Below are 15,784 nucleotides of genomic sequence, written 5' to 3'. Positions count from 1 at the left end.
AGGGGCGCGGGCCGGACGCGGGGGTGCGTTCGCCGCGGGGTGCTCGCGCTTGCGCGGGGCCGGGGAGAATTGCCATGGTTTCGCCGTGACCCCGCTCCAGTCGTCCGCGGGCCCGCAGGGCCTGACATATGTCCGCCTCGCCGCGTTGCCACACGGGCGTCGCATTTTGCTACGCCTCTCGGGCGCCGACGTGCGCCGCTTCCTCCAGGGGATCCTGTCGGCCGACGTCGAGGCCGCGCAGCCCGGCCACGCGGTCCCGGCCGCGATCTTGACGGTCAAGGGCAAGCTGGTCACCGAGGCGATCGTGCTGGCGTGCGCCGATGGCTCGCTGCACCTGGCGCTGCCGGCAGAGGCCGCCGACGAGGCGATCGCGCTGCTCGACCGCCACATCATCATGGACGACGTCGCGCTCGCGCGCGCGGATGATGTCGAGTTCGTCATGGTGTGGCCGGAGCCGCTCGCCGGCGCGGGCGTCGAGTGCCTGGCGACGCAGTACCCGGGCCCGGGCTGGCTGGTGTTCGGCGCGCCGGCGGCGGTGACCGCGGCGCTGGCGAACGCCTCCGAGGCGTCGCCGGGCGCGTGGGACGAGCGGCGGATCGAGGCGGCGGCGCCGGCGTGGGGTCGCGAGATCACGCCGGGCACGTTCCCGCCCGAGGTCGGGTTCGTGGCGGCGGTGAGCTACGACAAGGGCTGCTTCATGGGACAGGAGCCGCTGGCCCGGATCCACGCGCGCGGGCAGGTCAACCGGGTGCTGGTGCGCGTGCACGCCGGGACATGTCCGGAAGGACCGGTAGATCTGGCGGCGCCCGACCGCCCGCAGGCCGGCCACGCCGCGACCTGGGCCGCTGATCCGGCCGGCGGCGCGCACGGGCTGGCGATCGTGCACCGCAGCGCGGCGACGCCGGGGGCGCTGCTGACCGCGGCGGGGATCGGGCAGGTGGAGGTCCGCTCGGGGCCGCTCGGGGACGACCCGGGTGTCAAGGGACGCAAGTGAGGTCCGGCCGGTGAGCGTCGGCTGTCTTTCGGGACACGGGATGCGAGGTCGCGGTGGGCGCGGCGCCGCCGGCGACGCACGTTTTCGGGACATGGGATGCGAGGTCGCGGTGGGCGCGGCGCCGCCCGGCGACGCACGTCGGCCGCGGCGTCCTCGAGACCGGCGTGGATGACGTGAGCGGACGCGCGGGCGGCCGCGGGTCAGGGGTAATGCCCGGCCGCGACCGCAGGACGCCGTCGAATGGGTGGCGCGACGGGCCTGCGCGAAAGGACAGCTCGGGAGTCCGGCCCTGCCGCGAGCCTGACTCGCGTGACAGGCCAGGCTCCGTCCCTGTCTGTTGCCCTGAGCGAGCTGTCCTTCAGAGCATGATTCTCAGGGAATGTCCTTCAGGACATGCGAACGGCGGCTCACTCGCCGTCGTCGGCGCTGCGGTACGGGTCGGTCGGGCGCTCCTTGAGGCGGCCGGCGCTGCGCAGGGCCTCCTTGAGGACGAACTCGATCTGGCTGTTGATGCTGCGCAGGTCGTCGGCCGCCCAGCGCTCGAGGGCGGCGTGGAGCTCCGGGTCGATCCGCAGCAAGAAGCGCTTCTTCTCGACCATGGGTGCGGCTCACGAGTAGATGTTGCCGGTGTTGATGACCGGCTGGGCCTCGCGGTCGGCGACGAGGGCCACCAGGAGGTTGTTGACCATCGAGGCCTTGCGCTCCTCGTCGAGGCGGACGATCCCGTGCTCCTCGAGGCGGCGCAGGCCCATCTCGACCATGCTGACGGCGCCCTCGACGATCTGCCGGCGGGCGGCGACGACGGCCTCGGCCTGCTGGCGGCGCAGCATGGCCTGGGCGATCTCGGGGGCATAGGCGAGGTGCGAGAGGCGACAGTCGACGACCTCGAGGCCCGCGACGTCGAGCCGCGCCTGGACCTCCTGCTGCAGGCCGGCGTTGATCTCGTCCTGGTGGCTGCGCAGGGCGACCTCGCCCTCGTGCGAGTCGTAGGGGAAGCGGGTGGCGACGGCGCGGATGGCCGTCTCGCTCTGGATGGCGACGAAGCCGCGGTAATTCTCGACTTCGAGGAGGGCCTTGGCGCTGTCGGTGACGCGCCAGACGATCACGGCCGCGATCTCGATCGGGTTGCCGCGGGCGTCGTTGACCTTGAGCTTCTCGCTGTTGAAGTTGTGGACGCGCAAGCTGACCGGGTGCTTGGCGGCGAACGGGTTGGCGAAGTAATACCCGGCGCTGGCGACGGTGCCGACGTAGCGGCCGAAGAAAACCAACACCCGCGCTTCGTTGGGCTGGTTGACGAAGAAACCACCGAGGGAGAGCAGGAGGACCAGGCCGAGGACGATCGGCTTCCATACCTCGGCGGCCTGCTGGGTCTGGGCGATGTCGACGATCGTGCTGGCGCAATATCCGGCCAGGGCCAGCCAGGCGAGGAGAGCGATGAAACCATTGAGCGAAAAAGCGCGCTGCTGCTGGATCGAGGTCATGCGGGGCTCCGGGGTGATGTCGTGATGATATCACTCTGATACCTGGCGCGCCAAGCGAGTTTCAGAAAAATCGCGAGGCGTCTGCCGATGCGCACGGAGGGCGGCCGAAGAGGCAGGTCGTTGCCCGGGGTCTGCGGATGTGTGCGTGCATGGTCGAAGAGACAGGCACAGCGCTGATCGCTCGAGTGGAGCGGCTGCGGCGCGCGCCGGAACCCGACGGAGAGATGGAGCCGGGGGACAGGACGCAGCGCCGCCTGGTCTCGCGGCCCGGAGCGCGGCTGTCCCGAGGGACAGGATAATCGCGCTGCCGCTGGGGGACTTCGAGGCCCGGAGCGCGGCTGTCCCGAGGGACAGGATAAACGCGCTGCCGCTGGGGGACTTCGAGGCCCGGAGCGCGGCTGTCCCGAGGGACAGGATAATCGCGCTGCGGCTGGGGGACTTCGAGGCCCGGAGTACGGCTGTCCCGAGGGACAGGATAATCGCGTTGCGGCTGGGGGACTTCGAGGCCCGGAGTGCGGCTGTCCCGAGGGACAGGATGGCCGCGGCTGCCGGAAAGATCCGCGGCAGGCTTCGCGGCCCGGAGGCTGTCCCGAGGGACAGGATGTTCGCGCAGCCAGGTGGTGCCGCTGCAAGACTTCGAGGCCGGAGGCACTCGTTCGGGCTCTTGGAGGAGCTCGATCACTCCACCATCGCGTGTTCGCGCGCGGGCTGAGCCATGGACAGGAAGGCGAGCTGCGGAGCGCCAGGAAGGCCGTACTGGCGCCGCTGCGAAATTCAGTTTGCTCTCCTACCGGAGACTTCCGCGGAAGAACGGCGGAGCGGCCAGCGATCCGCCCATGGCAGCTGGACAGACTCGAGCTTGCTCATTCGAGACCTGGAGCGAGGCTGTCCCGAGGGACAGGATGGCCGAGGTCGTCGGGCTGATTCGCGGAGGAGGCTGGCCCGAGAGACAGGGCGTGGCGAGTGCCGGGCTCACTCGGCGGCGGAGACGGCCGAGTCGCTCGCGGGCGGGGTGGGCGAGAGGGCGTGGCGGTGGAGGGCGAGGTGGAGGTCCTCGGGGCGGATCGGCTTGGTGAGGTAGTCGGTCATGCCGGCGGCCAGGCAGCGGTCGCGGTCATCGGCGCGGGCGTTGGCGGTGAGGGCGATGATCGGGGCGGTGCAGCCGGCCTCGCGGAGGCGGGTGGTGGCCTCGTAGCCGTCCATGATCGGCATCTGACAGTCCATGAAGATGATGTCGGGGCTCTGGGCCTCGACGGCGGCGATGGCGGCGAGGCCGTTCTCGACCGGGAAGACGGTGTGGCCGGCCCGCTCGAGCAGGGCGAGGACGACGGTGCGGTTGATCCGGTTGTCGTCGGCGAGCACGACCTTGAGCCGCCGCACGCCGGTCGCGGTCTCACCTGGTTTTTCGGACAGGTCGTGCTCGCTGGCGACGGTGAGCGGAACCGAGGCGGTGAAGGTCGAGCCGCTGCCGGGCTCGCTCTCGACGTCGAGGCTGCCGCCCATGCCGCGGACCAGAGCGCGGCAGATCGCCAGGCCGAGGCCGGTGCCGCCGAAGCGCCGCGTGGTCGAGGCGTCGGCCTGGACGAAGCTGTCGAAGATCCGCGGCAGCTGCTCGGCGGTGATGCCGATGCCGGTGTCCTGCACGCGCAGCTCGACGGTGGCCTCGTCGTGGACGACCGAGCCGACGCGGATCTCGATGCGCACCTCGCCGGCGGCGGTGAACTTCACCGCGTTGCTGACGAGGTTGGTGAGGACCTGGCGGATCCGCAGCGGATCGCCGAAGAACACCCGTGCGGCGCCCTCGGCGTAGGTGAGCCGCAGGACCAGGCCCTTGTCGCGGGTGACGTAGCCGAACATGGCGATCACGTCCTCCGCGAGCTTGCGCAGGTCGAAGGGCGAGCGCTCGAAGGTGAGGTGGCCGGCCTCGATCTTCGACATGTCGAGGATGTCGCCGAGCAGCGCCATGAGGCCCTCGGCGGCGCCGCGAATGGCGGCGAGATAGGCCCGTTGCTCGTCGCTCAGCGAGGTGTCGGCGAGCAGCGCGGTGGTGCCGAGGACGCCCGCGAGCGGGGTCCGGATCTCGTGGCTGATGTTGGCGATGAAATCGCTCTTGGCGCGGCTGACGGAGTCGATCTGCTGCCGCGACGCCAGCAGGACGGCGCGCTCGGCGGTGAGGTCGTGGATGAGGCTGTCGCGGACCCGGAGGGCCCGGGCGCACCCCAGAAGGACGACTCCCGCGGCGAACGCGCTGGCGACGTGGAGGAGTGGTTGACCGGTGACGAAGAGACTGACGGCCAACCCGAGCCCAGCGACGCCGAGCACGAGCACGATCAGCGGACCGACACCTCGGCGTGGGCTCGCGCGCTCGGAGCCCGCGGGTGCGGGCAGGGCGGAGACCCTGTCGCTCGACGCCATCGCCGCGTACGATATCCCATTCGCGCGGTGGGAGAGGCAGCGCCGGCCGCCCCCCGAGGTCCATCCACGGCTCGGCCTGGGGGACGTCGGCCTCGTTGCGAGGCTGGGAGACCCCGAATGCAGGCGTGGGCGGCCGGGGCGCCCGCCGTGGGTTCAGGTGCGAGCTGAACTTCGGGACAGGTGAGAGCGTGACGCAGACGCGGCATGGCGATAGCGCCCGCGCAGGGCACTGCACGATCGGTGCTACCATCCCCCTGCGCATGACCGCGGCACCCCATTCCGAGGATGACAACCCGCTCCGTGGCCCGCCCGAGCTGCTGGGTGAATTCGGCGAATTCGGCGGGCGCTACGTCGCCGAGACGCTGATGCCGGCGGTGGAGGAGCTGGCCCGCGAGTGGCCGAAGGCCTGGGCCGACTACGCCTTCGTCGACGAGTACCGGGCGATCCTCCGCGACTACGTCGGCCGGCCGACGCCGCTGACGGAGGCCCGCCGGCTGCCGGCGGCGATCGGCGGCGGACGGATCTTCCTCAAGCGCGAGGACCTGAACCACACCGGCGCGCACAAGATCAACAACTGCATCGGCCAGGTGCTGCTGGCCCGCCGGCTGGGCAAGACCCGCATCATCGCCGAGACGGGCGCGGGGCAGCACGGGGTGGCGACGGCCACGGCCTGCGCGTACTTCGGGATGCCGTGCACGGTGTACATGGGCGCGGAGGACGTGTCCCGGCAGGCGCTCAACGTGGTGCGCATGCGCCTGCTCGGGGCCGAGGTCCGGCCGGTGACGAGCGGCTCGGCGACCTTGAAGGACGCGATCAACGCGGCGCTGCGCGACTGGGTCGCGAGCGTGGCCGACACCCACTACGTGATCGGCAGCGTGATGGGCCCCGACCCGTACCCGCTGATGGTCCGCGAGCTGCAGCGAGTGATCGGCGACGAGGCGCGGGCGCAGATCCTCGACCGGATCGGCCGCCTGCCCGACGCGGCAGTGGCGTGCGTCGGCGGCGGCTCGAACGCGATGGGCCTGTTCGCGGCGTTCGTGCCCGACAAGGAGGTCCGGCTGTTCGGGGTCGAGGCGACCGGCGAGGGGCTGCAGGGCCGCCACGCGGCGACGATGGCGAAGGGCCGGATCGGCGTGTTCCACGGGATGCGCAGCCTGGTCCTTCAGACAGACGACGGACAGCTGCTCGAGGCCCACTCGATCTCGGCCGGGCTCGACTACCCGGGCATCGGCCCCGAGCACGCGCACCTGCACGCGACCGGACGCGCGCGCTACCTCGGGATCTCCGACCGCGAGGCGCTGGCGGCCACGGAGCTGCTGGCCCGCACCGAGGGCATCATCCCCGCGCTCGAGACCGCGCACGCGATCGCAGCGCTGCCGCAGGTGATCGCCGAGCTCGGGCCCGAGGCGGTGGTGATCGTCAACGTGTCGGGCCGCGGCGACAAGGACATGCACACGGTGATGACGCACCTCGACCCGGCGACTCTGGCCCTCATCGCGGAGGCGGAGCGCGAGCGCAAGGCGGCCCGCGCGGCGCACCACGGGGCGACGGGCTCGCATCCAGGCGAGGAGGCGCTGATCGTCGACGGTCACGAGCTCCGCGCCGACGGCAAGGAGGGGGCATGAGCGCCGGAGTGGATCGCGTGGCGGCTGCGTTCACCAGGGCGCGCGAGGAGAACCGCGCGGCGCTGGTCGGCTACTTGACCGGGTTCGACCCCGACCGCGCCGGTTCGCTGGAGCGGATCTTCGCGGCCTGCGAGGGCGGGCTCGACGTGCTCGAGCTCGGGGTACCGTTCAGCGACCCGACGGCCGACGGGCCGACGATTCAGGCGGCGATGACCCGCGCGCTGGCCAGCGGAGCGTCCGTGGCCGGGGCGCTGGCGCTGGCGGCGGAGATCCGGCGCCGCTTCGAGCTGCCGATCGTGCTGTTCTCGTACGCGAACCCGCTGATCAGCTACGGGCCGGAGCGCCTGTCCCGAGAGACAGCCGAGGCGGGGGCCGACGCGCTGCTGGTGGTCGATCTGCCGCCGGAGCACGCGGAGGTGCTGCGCGGGCCGGCGAGCGCCCGCGGGCTCGGATGGGTCGGGCTGGTCGCGCCGACGACCACGCCGAACCGCCGCGCGCGAGTGCTGGGGGCCAGCAGCGGGTTCGTCTACGCGGTCAGCCTCACCGGCGTGACCGGGGCGCCGCTGAATCCGGGCGACCCTGCCTTGCACGCCGGCCTGGCGACGTTGCGCAGCGCGAGCTCGCTGCCGATCGTCGTCGGCTTCGGCGTGCGCAAGGCGGAGGACGTGCGGGCGCTGGCCGGGCACGCCGACGGGGTGGTGGTCGGCTCGGCGCTGGTCGAGGCCGGCCAGCGCGGGCCCGCGGCCCTCGGCGAGCTGGTGAAGACGCTGCGCGCCGGGACCCTGCGGGCCTGACGACGCGGAGCACGGGGACGGGGCCGCTCGACGGGAGCGGCCCCGGTCCGTGCGTGGTTGTCGGGATCGCGGCGCCAGACGCGTCGCGTGTGCGGCCCGTGCGGTAAGTCGGCGTCGCCCGGGTGACCTGGCCGCGAAGACATGGTCTTCCTCGGCGGCGAGCCGCGGATCTTTCGTTCGGCCGCGCGCGCGTAGGCGTCGCAGGCTCGTCCGCGCGATCGGCCTCGGCTCGCCGAGGGCTGGTGCGTTCAGCGGCGCGAGTTCATCGGCGGATGCGAGCGGAGCTCGGCCGCCTCGAAGGACATGTCCTTGCCGGCATGTACCTTGGAGCATGTTCTTTCGCGCACGGGCGAAAGAACATGTCCTCTGCGACATGTCCTCAGGTCTCGGCGGGCTCCGCGGCGGGCGGAGCGGCGGGGGCTCCGGCGGCGCGCTCGAGGTGGACGAGCATCGCGGCGACCGACAGCATCGCGGTCGCGTCGGGGCTGATCGGCTCGGTGCCGCGCTCGCGGACCTCGAAGGCGCCGCCGTCGAAGAACACGCTGTTGAAGCGGCTGACGAGGTCCATCAGGGTCGTCTGGGTGCCGGTGCTGTCGAGCATGGCGGTGACCTGGGCGCGGTCCCGCGTGCTGATGTAGATGAAGTCGTCGAACAGCGGGTCGCCGACCTTGAGGTCGCGGCGGAACACCTTGATCTGGCGGTCGAGGGTGCTCTCGCGGGCGAAGCTGGCGCGGAACGACACGCTGACGCGCGGGCGGGCGGTGATCGAGAAGTGATAGAAGGTGTAGAACTCGCTGCCGACGCGCTCGCGCGTCTGCCACTCGCGGGTCACGATCGTATGGCCGCGCTCGCGCAGCGCGACCTCGGCGTGGCCGTCGGCGCAGCGCTCGCAGAAGTCGAGCTCGTAGTCGCGGCGGAGGTTGTCACTTGTGTGCGGGAGTTCGCAGAACGCACAGGGGACGACGTCGTCCATGTCTGCACCGTATCAGGGCGCGACGAGCCAGTCGACGCGGGCGTCGCCGGGAAACTCGTCCTCGGCCAGGAGGGCCGCCAGCGGGGGCAGGAGCGCGCGGAGAGCGGTGTCGGTCTGCCAGGGGGCGCCCACGAGGAGCAGCCCCGAACCGCTGAGGACGGCGGGGTCGTCAGGCCTCGTGCGGAGCTCGACGCACAGCACGTCGCGCAGGCCGGAGCGGAGCACGGCGGCGTGCAGCAAGGTGGGCGCGAGCGGGCCCTTGATCGGGTACCACAGCGCGGTGCAGGCCTGCGGCCAGCGCCGGCGGGCGAGCTCGACGCCGGCGAGGGCGGCGGCAAATTCGTCGGGCCGCTCGTACGGCGGGTCGATGAGGACGAGGCCGCGGCGCGGCGTCGGCGGCAGCAAGGCGGCGAGCGCCTCGTAGCCGTCGCGCTGGTGGATCGCCACCTGCGGGTCGCGCCTCGGACCGTGCTCCGTGCGCGCGCTGAACTCGTCGCGCAGGGCGGCGACCTCGGCGGGCTGGAGCTCGCAGAGGATCATGCGATCGTCGGGTCGCAAGACCGACCGCACCAGCCGCGGCGAGCCGGGATAGGTGGCGAGGACGCCGCTCGTGTTGAGTTCGGCCACGCGCGCGAGGTAATCGGCGAGCGCCGGCGGCAGGTCCGCAGCGTCACGGGCGGGCCATAGCCGGGCGATGCCGCGCTGAAATTCGCGCGAACGCACGGCGCCGCCGTAATCCAGGGCGTAGCGGCCGCGCCCGGCGTGGGTGTCGACGTAGCACAGCGGCGCGGGCTTTTGCTGGAGACGGCGCACGAGCTGCAGCAAGACGACGTGCTTGAACACGTCGGGTGCGTTCCCTGCATGAAACTCGTGGCGATAGTTCATGCGCCGGGGCGCGGCATAGCAGGCCCGGCGCGCGGTGAAAAGGGCGTGATGCAGGCCGGCGACGTGACCCGGCGCGGTCCCCGAGCGTCGTAAAACGGCGTATGGTACCCGCGCCGATGCCCGAAGGCCGCTCCTCTGCCGCGCTCGCTGGCGCCGGGCTGCTCATGCGGCGGCTCGGCAGCTTCCTGCTGCGGGTGCTCCGCCACCTCGGCAAGAACAAGGCGCTGCTGCTGGCCGGCGGGGTCGCCTACAACGCGCTGCTGTCGATCGTGCCGATGCTGGCGGTGGTGCTGGTGGCGCTGACCCACGTGTGGGACGTCGAGCAGCTGACCGAGATCATCAGCCACGAGCTCAACCTGCTGATTCCGAACCAGGCCGACGTGATCATCGGCGAGGTCGTCAGCCTGCTCGACAACCGCGACCTGGTCGGCGGCATCGGCCTCGGGGTGATGCTGTTCTTCAGCACGTGGGCCTTCAAGATGCTGGAGGGCGCGCTGGCGGTGATCTTCGCCCGCAGCCGGGCCCGCCGCAAGCGCAGCTTCTGGATGTCGGCGCTCCTGCCGTACATCTTCATCGTCGTGATCGCCGGCGGCCTGCTGGTGCTCACGGTCCTGGTCGCGCTGCTCGAGCGCCTGGCCGAGGCCGAGCTGGTGCTGTTCGGCTATCAGCTGTCCCTCGGGTCAGGCCCGGCGTTCGTCCTCAAGCTGAGCGGCATCGTCACGCTGATCTTCATGTTCACCGCGGCGTACCGGGTCATGCCGATCACCGAGGTGTCGTGGCGCCGCGCCCTCACCGGCGGGGTGGCGGCGGCCCTGCTGTGGGACGTGCTGCGCCGGGCGCTGATGGTCTACTTCTCCAAGATCTCGCTGGTGAACGTGGTCTACGGGTCGCTGGCCACGGTCATCATCGCCTTGTTGACGCTCGAGATCGGCACCCTCATCATCCTGCTCGGGGCGCAGATCATCTCCGAGCTGCAGCACAGCGAGGAGGCCGGGCTGCCGTGGTACGAGGCGGCGCCCGAGAGCGAGACCATCGGGGTCAAGCAGGGCTGAGCGACGGCTGCCCGTGAGGGCATGGATTTCGGGACATGTCCGAACAACCACACAGGCTGGCGGTCGTGGTCGTCGCGGTGTGGCTGTCGGTCCAGGCGATCGCGCTGCTCCGCGGGCTCCTGCCGCTGCCGCCGCCGTGGGGGGCGCACCTGCCGTGGCGGATGTTCAGCGACCCGTCGCCGCTCGAGCGGACGCTGACGGCGGAGGGCAGGGCGGCCGACGGGACGTGGGTGCCGATCCCGCTCGAGCGCTACTTCGAGCACACGCGCGGGGCCACGGGCGAGCGGGCGTACGAGTACAGCGCGACGGTGTTCGAGCCGGGGCGCCTGCGCGAGCGGCAGGTGTTCGCGGAGTGGCTGGCGGAGCGCATGGCCGCGGACGGGCGGCCGATCGACAAGGTCCGGCTGATTCGTCGCTGGCGTGACCTCCGCGACGACTCGACGGGGGCGGCGACGATCGGGCAGTACAGGGTGGACGGTGGCTGAGGCGACCGAGCTGCCGGTGTTCGCCGCGCCCGCGCGGCCGCGAGGCGGTCCGGGGGGGCTGGGCCGGTTCTTCTTCGCCGAGGAGGGGACTGCGCGGACGCAGCGGTTCGCCCGCGGCCTGGCCTTGTGGACAGGTGCGTACGCGCTGACGCACTGGCCGCACCGCGAGGAGCTGTACAGCCGGCCGGTGCTGCGCGACGGCCGGCTCGACGCGTGGCTCGGCGGCTGGGTGCCGCCGGTCGAGCTGATCACGGGGCTGCTGGTGCTGCTGCTGGCGGCGGCAGGGGTGGTGGCTGCCGGGCGCGGCGGTCGGGCGGGGCGCGTGGCGGCGGCGGGGCTGTTCGCGCTGCTGGTGGGGCTCGAGGCGAGCTCGCCGCGAGCCTACGCGGAGCTGGCGGCGCTTCAGTGGGTGTTCGTCGCGCTGGCGCCGCTGGGACGCAGGGGGCCGCGCTGGGCGGCGCGCCTGATGATGCTGCAGCTGTCGGCGGTGTACGTGTTCGCGGCCCTGTCGAAGCTGGTCGAAGGGACATCCTGGTGGACGGGCGAGGCGGTGGTGCTGGTGTTCCGCTCGTCGCACCAGGGCCAGCACCTGCTGTCGGCGTGGCTGCCGCTGACGTACGGGCCGCTGGCGCAGGCGCTGGCGTGGTCGACGATCGCGCTCGAGCTGACGATCGGGTTCGGGCTGTGGTTCGCCCGCACGCGCCTGCTGGCCGCGCTCGCGCTGGTGCTGCTGCACGTCGGGATCGCGGCGTCGATGCGGGTGTCGCTGCTGTTCCTCGCGCTGATGATGTTGCACCTGCTGCTGTTCTTCGGGCGGCGGGGAGACGAGGCGTGAGGCGGCGCAGCTTTTGACCCGAGGGTGATGGGCTGGGCTTCCGGACGCGCGGGGACGCGGCGTCAGCACCGAGGGTGATGTGCTGTTCTTCGGGTGACGCCGCGGTCGCACGCGAGCACGCGGCTGTCGCAGCTCGGTGCGACGACGCGGAGCGGGCCCCAGCCGCGTCGTCGCGAGTGGCGAGGCCGAATATGCGACGAGCCGGTCGGGGCGGGCGCTTCGTTCTATTCTCTCAGAACATGCTCTGTTCGACATGTCCGAAAGTGCATGTTTCATGGGGCATGTCCTTTGGCGTCGAGCATGTAGAGGACGACGTCCTGGCGCGGCAAGGCGACGCGGCGGGAGGCGAGGGCGCCGGTGAGCTCGGGGGCGAGCTGCAGCGGCTCGGACGGCGGGGCGACGCGGCCGAGGGCGATCCACGCGGGGTGGAGGTCGGTGCGGCCGGCGACGAGGTCGACCGGCGCGGCGGCGGGCGCGGGCGCGGGCGCGGGCGAGGGCAGCTCGGCCGGGCGCAGCGACAGCGCGAGGACGGCGGCCGCGGCCGCGAGACCGGCGCCCGCGAGCCACCACGGCCAGCGCGCGGGGACCGGGGCGTCGCGGCGAGCTCGCAGGCGCGCGAGGCCGCCGGGGGGCGGGTCGAGGACGACGAACATGTCCTTCAGGTCATCTTCGGATTGCGGCTTCACGGCGGTGCTCCTGGGCCTGGAGGTGGCGACGAACGCGCTCGGCGGCGGCGTGGCGGCGAGAGCCGACGGTGCCGACGGGGATCTCGAGCGCGGCGGCGATGTCGGCATAGGTCAGCTCGGACAGCTCGCAGAGGACGAGCACGCGCCGCAGCTTCTCGGGCAAGGCGTCGACGGCGGCCCGCACTGCGGCGGCTCGCTCGGCGCCGAGGACTGCGAGATCGGGCTGGTCGTCGCTGGTGGGCGAGACGTCTTCGAGGGCGACGAAGCGCCGCAGCGCCCGCCAGCGTCGGCGGCTGGCCGCGAGGTTGACGGCGATCCGGTAGACGAAGGCGCCGGCGGTGTCGGGCCGCACACGCGCGCGTGCCTGCCACAGCCGGGCGAAGGTCTCCTGGACGAGCTCGGCGGCCTCGTCGCGATCCCACAGCCAGCGGTAGACGACGTTGAACAGCGGGCGCTCCATCTGCACGAAGAGCCGCTCGACGTCGCCGACCGTCAGGCCGGGCGATGGGGCCGGCTCGGTCACGCGCCCCCGGTCCGGAGCTGCCCGCGGACGATGTAGAACAGGGTCTTCGAGCCCTCCGGGGCCTTGGCGTCGGTCGACCCGAGGCCGGCCTGGCCGATGACGAGGAGCTGGCCCGGGTCGAGGTGGACGCGCGACTTGAGCTGATTGCAGTCCTGGCCGCAGACATGAAGGTTGGTGCGATCCTTCGACTGCTGGGCGACGGAGATGTCGAGGTCGGCGACGAGCCGCCCGCCGACCTCGGAGACGGTCTGGCGCGCCCGCATGCGCGAGCCGTCGGCCTCGGCGCGGTCGTCGATCAGCGAGGAGAGGTGCATCGACTCGTGCAAGCGGAAGCGCATCGGGCCCTGGGCGCCGACGATCGCCTGCAGCGCGGGGGCGATGTCGGGGACGGCGTCGACGCCCTCGGCGGTTTGAGCGGGCTCGCCGACGACGATCCAGTAGTCGAACTCGGCCGTGCGCACGGGCGGGGCCTTGGCGGTGTCGAGGCCGGCGACGAGTGCGGCGACGCCGTCCTGGATCCCCGGCGGGGCGACGACGACGAGGCGGCCGTCCGGCAAGCGCTCGACGGTGCCGAGCGGCGGCAGGTCCTTGCCGCTCGAGAGGGCGCTGGCGAGGGCCTGTTCGATCGAGCGCGCCTGCTCGGGCGGGACTGTGTAGGTGCGAAGGAGCGGCGCGTCGCTCTCCGCGGGCGCGGTGGTCGGGGCCGGCGGGGCAGCGGGCGCAGGCGGGGTCGGCGGGGCCTGGCAGGCGAGGACGACGGGGAGGGCGAGGAGGAGGAGGCGGTGGATCGGGCGGGGCATGGGGCTCCGGGGAGGTCGATCGGGCTCTACGCGCGGGGCGGACGAGTCTTCGAAATTTTTTTGCGACGGGCGGCGAAAGTCGCGCCGAGCACGCGAGATGTCGAATGGGACATGTCTTGACGGACATGCGGAGCGGCCGGCGGGCGCGGCTGTGGTATCACCGCGGCGATGCGCGAGCTACGTCGTGTGGAGGTGTTCGACGCCGGCTTCTTTCGCGTCGAGCGGGTGAGCCTCGAGGACCGCGGCTCGCCGGTGACGCTGCTGCGGATGCCCGACTGGGTGATGGCGGTGGCGGTCGACGCGGAGGGGCGGTTCGTGCTGGTCCGCCAGCACCGCTTCGGGATCGCGGCGGAGACGGTGGAGCCCGCCGGCGGGCTGGTCGACACCGACGAGGCGCCGGCCGCCGCGGCGCTGCGAGAGCTGCGCGAAGAGACAGGTTACGCGGGGACCGTGGCGGAGCCGCTGGGCTTCACGCACCCCAACCCGGTGCTGCAAGACAACCACTGCCACTTCTTCCTGGTCCGCGGCGTCGTGCGGATCGGGGCGCCGCACGCAGACGCGGAAGAGGTGGTGGCGCCGGTGGTGATGGGGCGCGAGGAGGTCGAGGCGGCGCTGGCGGAGGGACGGTTCGCCCACGCGCTGGCCGAGCTGGCGCTGCGCCGGGCGCTCGCGCAGCTGTAGCAGGGACGGCGCGAGTCCGGCGCTCGGCGGGGCGCACGCTCGCAGCGTGGCGAGCTGTCCTTTGAGCCAGGTTGAACTTCTCGCGGTGCGCGCGGGGGTGGACGAGCTCCCCCGTGGGCCGCGGGCTCAGCCGGGGACTTCGGCCGGCGGGGGCTGCTTGCGGTAGGCGCGGATCTTGATGACCCGGCGCTCGTCGGCCTCGGCGACGTGGAAGGTCCAGCCCTCGGCTTCGACCTCCTCGCCGACCTGCGGGATGTACTCGAACTTGTGGAACAGGAAGCCCGAGAGCGTCTCGTAGTTGCCCTGGATCTCGTCGTCGAGGTCGATCTCCAGCGTCTTCTCGACCTCGGACACGTTGATCATGGCGTCGAACAGGAAGGTGCCGTCGCCGACGTCGCGGACCTGCTTCTCCTCGTCGGGCTCGTCGTTCTCGTCGTAGATCTCGCCGACGACCTCCTCGAGCGCGTCCTCGAGGGTGACCACGCCCGCGGTGCCGCCGAACTCGTCGACGACGATCGCCATGTGGGTCTTCTTCTTCTGGAACAGCGAGAACAGGTCGATGACCTTCATGTTCTCGGGGGCGAACACTGCCGGGCGGGCGACGCTGCCGACGGCGACCTCGTCGAGGTGGTCGAGGTGCTTGAGCACGTCGCCGACGTAGGCGATGCCGACGATCTTGTCGTTGGTGTCGCGGTAGATCGGGACGCGCGAGTACTGGTGCTCCTCGTTGAGCGACATGAAGCGGCGCAGCGAGACGTTCTCGTCGAGCGCGATCATGTCGACGCGCGGGGTCATGATCGCGCGCACCGGCGTGTCCGACAGGTCGAACACGTTGTTGAGGAGCTCCTTCTCCTGCTCCTCGAGCACGCCCTCCTGCCGCGACGCCGAGACGATCATCCGGATCTCCTCTTCGGAGTGGGCCGAGTGATGGCCGGGCACGGGCCGCAGGCCGAACATGCGGACGACACCGTTGCCGGTGACGTTGAGCAGCCAGATGACTGGGCGGAACACGGTCGTGAAGGCGATCATCGGCACCGAGATCGCCAGCGCCACCTGCTCCGCTCGCTGCAGCGCGAGCGACTTCGGCGCCAGCTCGCCGAACACGATGTGCAGCGCGGTCGACAGGCCGAAGGCGAGCGCGAACGAGATGGTCGAGACGTTGGCGGCGTTCACCCCCCACTCGAGCAGGCTCGGCGCGACGAGGTGCTCGATCGCGGGCTCGGCGATGAAGCCGATGAGGAGGCTCGCCATCGTGATGCCCAGCTGCGTGGCGGCGATGTAGAGGTCGAGGTCCTGCAGCACCTTCTGGGTCAGGCGCGCGAACGTATGACCTTCGTTGGCCAGCTGCTCGATCCGGGTCCGCCGTACGCTGACGAGCGCGAACTCGGCCGCGACGAAGAATCCGTTCATCAAGACGAGGAAGAACAGCGAGACGAGTCGCAGGAGGTCGCTCATCGACTGTCGCTGCTCCTCGTCCCGTCGATTCGGCCGCCGGGGGCCTTACTCGGGGGGTCGCCCATAGGGTCCACACAGTGTAGCAAGCTTTGTCCGCGAC

16 protein-coding genes are annotated in these 15,784 nt (G+C 71.8%); 7 read left to right on the top strand and 9 right to left on the bottom strand.

The genetic code is table 11. The features are described 5' to 3' along the window. The first annotated feature begins 166 nt into the window (after positions 1–166). Positions 167–994 carry a CAF17-like 4Fe-4S cluster assembly/insertion protein YgfZ gene (gene ygfZ, locus O0S08_RS23775; protein WP_269041519.1) on the top strand — a complete coding sequence of 276 codons (828 nt, stop codon included), beginning with the start codon at positions 167–169 and terminating at the stop codon, positions 992–994. Between the two features lie 407 nt (positions 995–1,401). Here ygfZ and O0S08_RS23770 read toward each other — a convergent pair whose 3' ends face one another. From O0S08_RS23770 to O0S08_RS23760, 3 genes are all read right to left on the bottom strand, one after another. Continuing rightward, the gene (locus O0S08_RS23770) at positions 1,402–1,593 is read right to left on the bottom strand and encodes a type II toxin-antitoxin system antitoxin (protein WP_269041518.1); all 192 of its coding nucleotides are present in this window, start codon (positions 1,591–1,593) and stop codon (positions 1,402–1,404) included. A 9-nt stretch (positions 1,594–1,602) separates the two neighbouring features. After that, positions 1,603–2,475 (bottom strand): SPFH domain-containing protein, encoded by an 873-nt coding sequence (locus O0S08_RS23765; RefSeq protein WP_269041517.1) that lies wholly within the window; start codon positions 2,473–2,475, stop codon positions 1,603–1,605. Positions 2,476–3,447: 972 nt separating this feature from the next. Further along, positions 3,448–4,797, bottom strand: coding sequence for an ATP-binding protein (locus O0S08_RS23760; RefSeq protein WP_269041516.1), 1,350 nt, complete (start codon positions 4,795–4,797; stop codon positions 3,448–3,450). Between the two features lie 353 nt (positions 4,798–5,150). On the opposite strand from O0S08_RS23760, the gene trpB reads away from it, so the two are divergent. Both trpB and trpA read left to right on the top strand, forming a co-directional pair. Continuing rightward, positions 5,151–6,515 (top strand): tryptophan synthase subunit beta, encoded by a 1,365-nt coding sequence (gene trpB, locus O0S08_RS23755; protein ID WP_269041515.1) that lies wholly within the window; start codon positions 5,151–5,153, stop codon positions 6,513–6,515. Beyond that, positions 6,512–7,309, top strand: a complete 798-nt coding sequence (trpA, locus tag O0S08_RS23750) for a tryptophan synthase subunit alpha (RefSeq protein WP_269041514.1) — start codon at positions 6,512–6,514, stop codon at positions 7,307–7,309. The genes trpB and trpA overlap by 4 nt, the downstream gene beginning before the upstream one ends. A 379-nt stretch (positions 7,310–7,688) precedes the next feature. On the opposite strand, the gene O0S08_RS23745 is transcribed toward trpA, so the two are convergent. Then, positions 7,689–8,282: a hypothetical protein gene (locus O0S08_RS23745; protein WP_269041513.1), complete on the bottom strand. Its 594-nt coding sequence runs from the start codon at positions 8,280–8,282 to the stop codon at positions 7,689–7,691. A 12-nt stretch (positions 8,283–8,294) separates the two neighbouring features. After that, on the bottom strand, positions 8,295–9,167 hold the full coding sequence (locus O0S08_RS23740; protein WP_269041512.1) for a 23S rRNA (adenine(2030)-N(6))-methyltransferase RlmJ: 873 nt from the start codon (positions 9,165–9,167) through the stop codon (positions 8,295–8,297). Between the two features lie 116 nt (positions 9,168–9,283). On the opposite strand from O0S08_RS23740, the gene O0S08_RS23735 reads away from it, so the two are divergent. Genes O0S08_RS23735 through O0S08_RS23725 form a run of 3 tightly spaced genes read left to right on the top strand, consistent with a single transcriptional unit; the run spans position 9,284 to position 11,539 of the window. After that, a complete protein-coding gene (locus O0S08_RS23735) occupies positions 9,284–10,219 on the top strand; it encodes a YihY/virulence factor BrkB family protein (protein ID WP_269041511.1) in 936 nt (311 codons plus the stop codon). A gap of 35 nt (positions 10,220–10,254) precedes the next feature. Continuing rightward, entirely contained in the window at positions 10,255–10,704 is a 450-nt protein-coding gene (locus tag O0S08_RS23730; RefSeq protein WP_269041510.1) for a hypothetical protein, read from the top strand. Continuing rightward, positions 10,697–11,539, top strand: a complete 843-nt coding sequence (locus O0S08_RS23725) for an HTTM domain-containing protein (RefSeq protein WP_269041509.1) — start codon at positions 10,697–10,699, stop codon at positions 11,537–11,539. Before O0S08_RS23730 ends, O0S08_RS23725 begins: the two co-directional genes overlap by 8 nt. Positions 11,540–11,811: 272 nt before the next feature. Here O0S08_RS23725 and O0S08_RS23720 read toward each other — a convergent pair whose 3' ends face one another. From O0S08_RS23720 to O0S08_RS23710, 3 genes are read right to left on the bottom strand one after another with little or no spacing between them, the layout of a single operon-like run. Then, positions 11,812–12,225, bottom strand: coding sequence for a hypothetical protein (locus O0S08_RS23720; protein WP_269041508.1), 414 nt, complete (start codon positions 12,223–12,225; stop codon positions 11,812–11,814). After that, on the bottom strand, positions 12,203–12,748 hold the full coding sequence (locus O0S08_RS23715; RefSeq protein ID WP_269041507.1) for an RNA polymerase sigma factor: 546 nt from the start codon (positions 12,746–12,748) through the stop codon (positions 12,203–12,205). The genes O0S08_RS23720 and O0S08_RS23715 overlap by 23 nt, the downstream gene beginning before the upstream one ends. Continuing rightward, positions 12,745–13,548 carry a hypothetical protein gene (locus tag O0S08_RS23710; RefSeq protein WP_269041506.1) on the bottom strand — a complete coding sequence of 268 codons (804 nt, stop codon included), beginning with the start codon at positions 13,546–13,548 and terminating at the stop codon, positions 12,745–12,747. The genes O0S08_RS23715 and O0S08_RS23710 overlap by 4 nt, the downstream gene beginning before the upstream one ends. Positions 13,549–13,716: 168 nt before the next feature. Between O0S08_RS23710 and O0S08_RS23705 the strand changes: the two genes are divergently transcribed. Beyond that, positions 13,717–14,229 carry an NUDIX hydrolase gene (locus tag O0S08_RS23705; protein ID WP_269041505.1) on the top strand — a complete coding sequence of 171 codons (513 nt, stop codon included), beginning with the start codon at positions 13,717–13,719 and terminating at the stop codon, positions 14,227–14,229. A gap of 126 nt (positions 14,230–14,355) precedes the next feature. On the opposite strand, the gene O0S08_RS23700 is transcribed toward O0S08_RS23705, so the two are convergent. Further along, complete coding sequence (locus O0S08_RS23700) at positions 14,356–15,684, bottom strand: hemolysin family protein (protein WP_269041504.1); 1,329 nt, start codon at positions 15,682–15,684, stop codon at positions 14,356–14,358. Positions 15,685–15,784: the final 100 nt, after the last annotated feature.

This window comes from Nannocystis punicea, from assembly GCF_026965555.1.
Taxonomy (GTDB): domain Bacteria; phylum Myxococcota_A; class Polyangia; order Nannocystales; family Nannocystaceae; genus Nannocystis; species Nannocystis punicea.
Note: the sequence above shows the minus strand (reverse complement) of the source record. Positions and strands in the feature narration are given on the sequence as shown.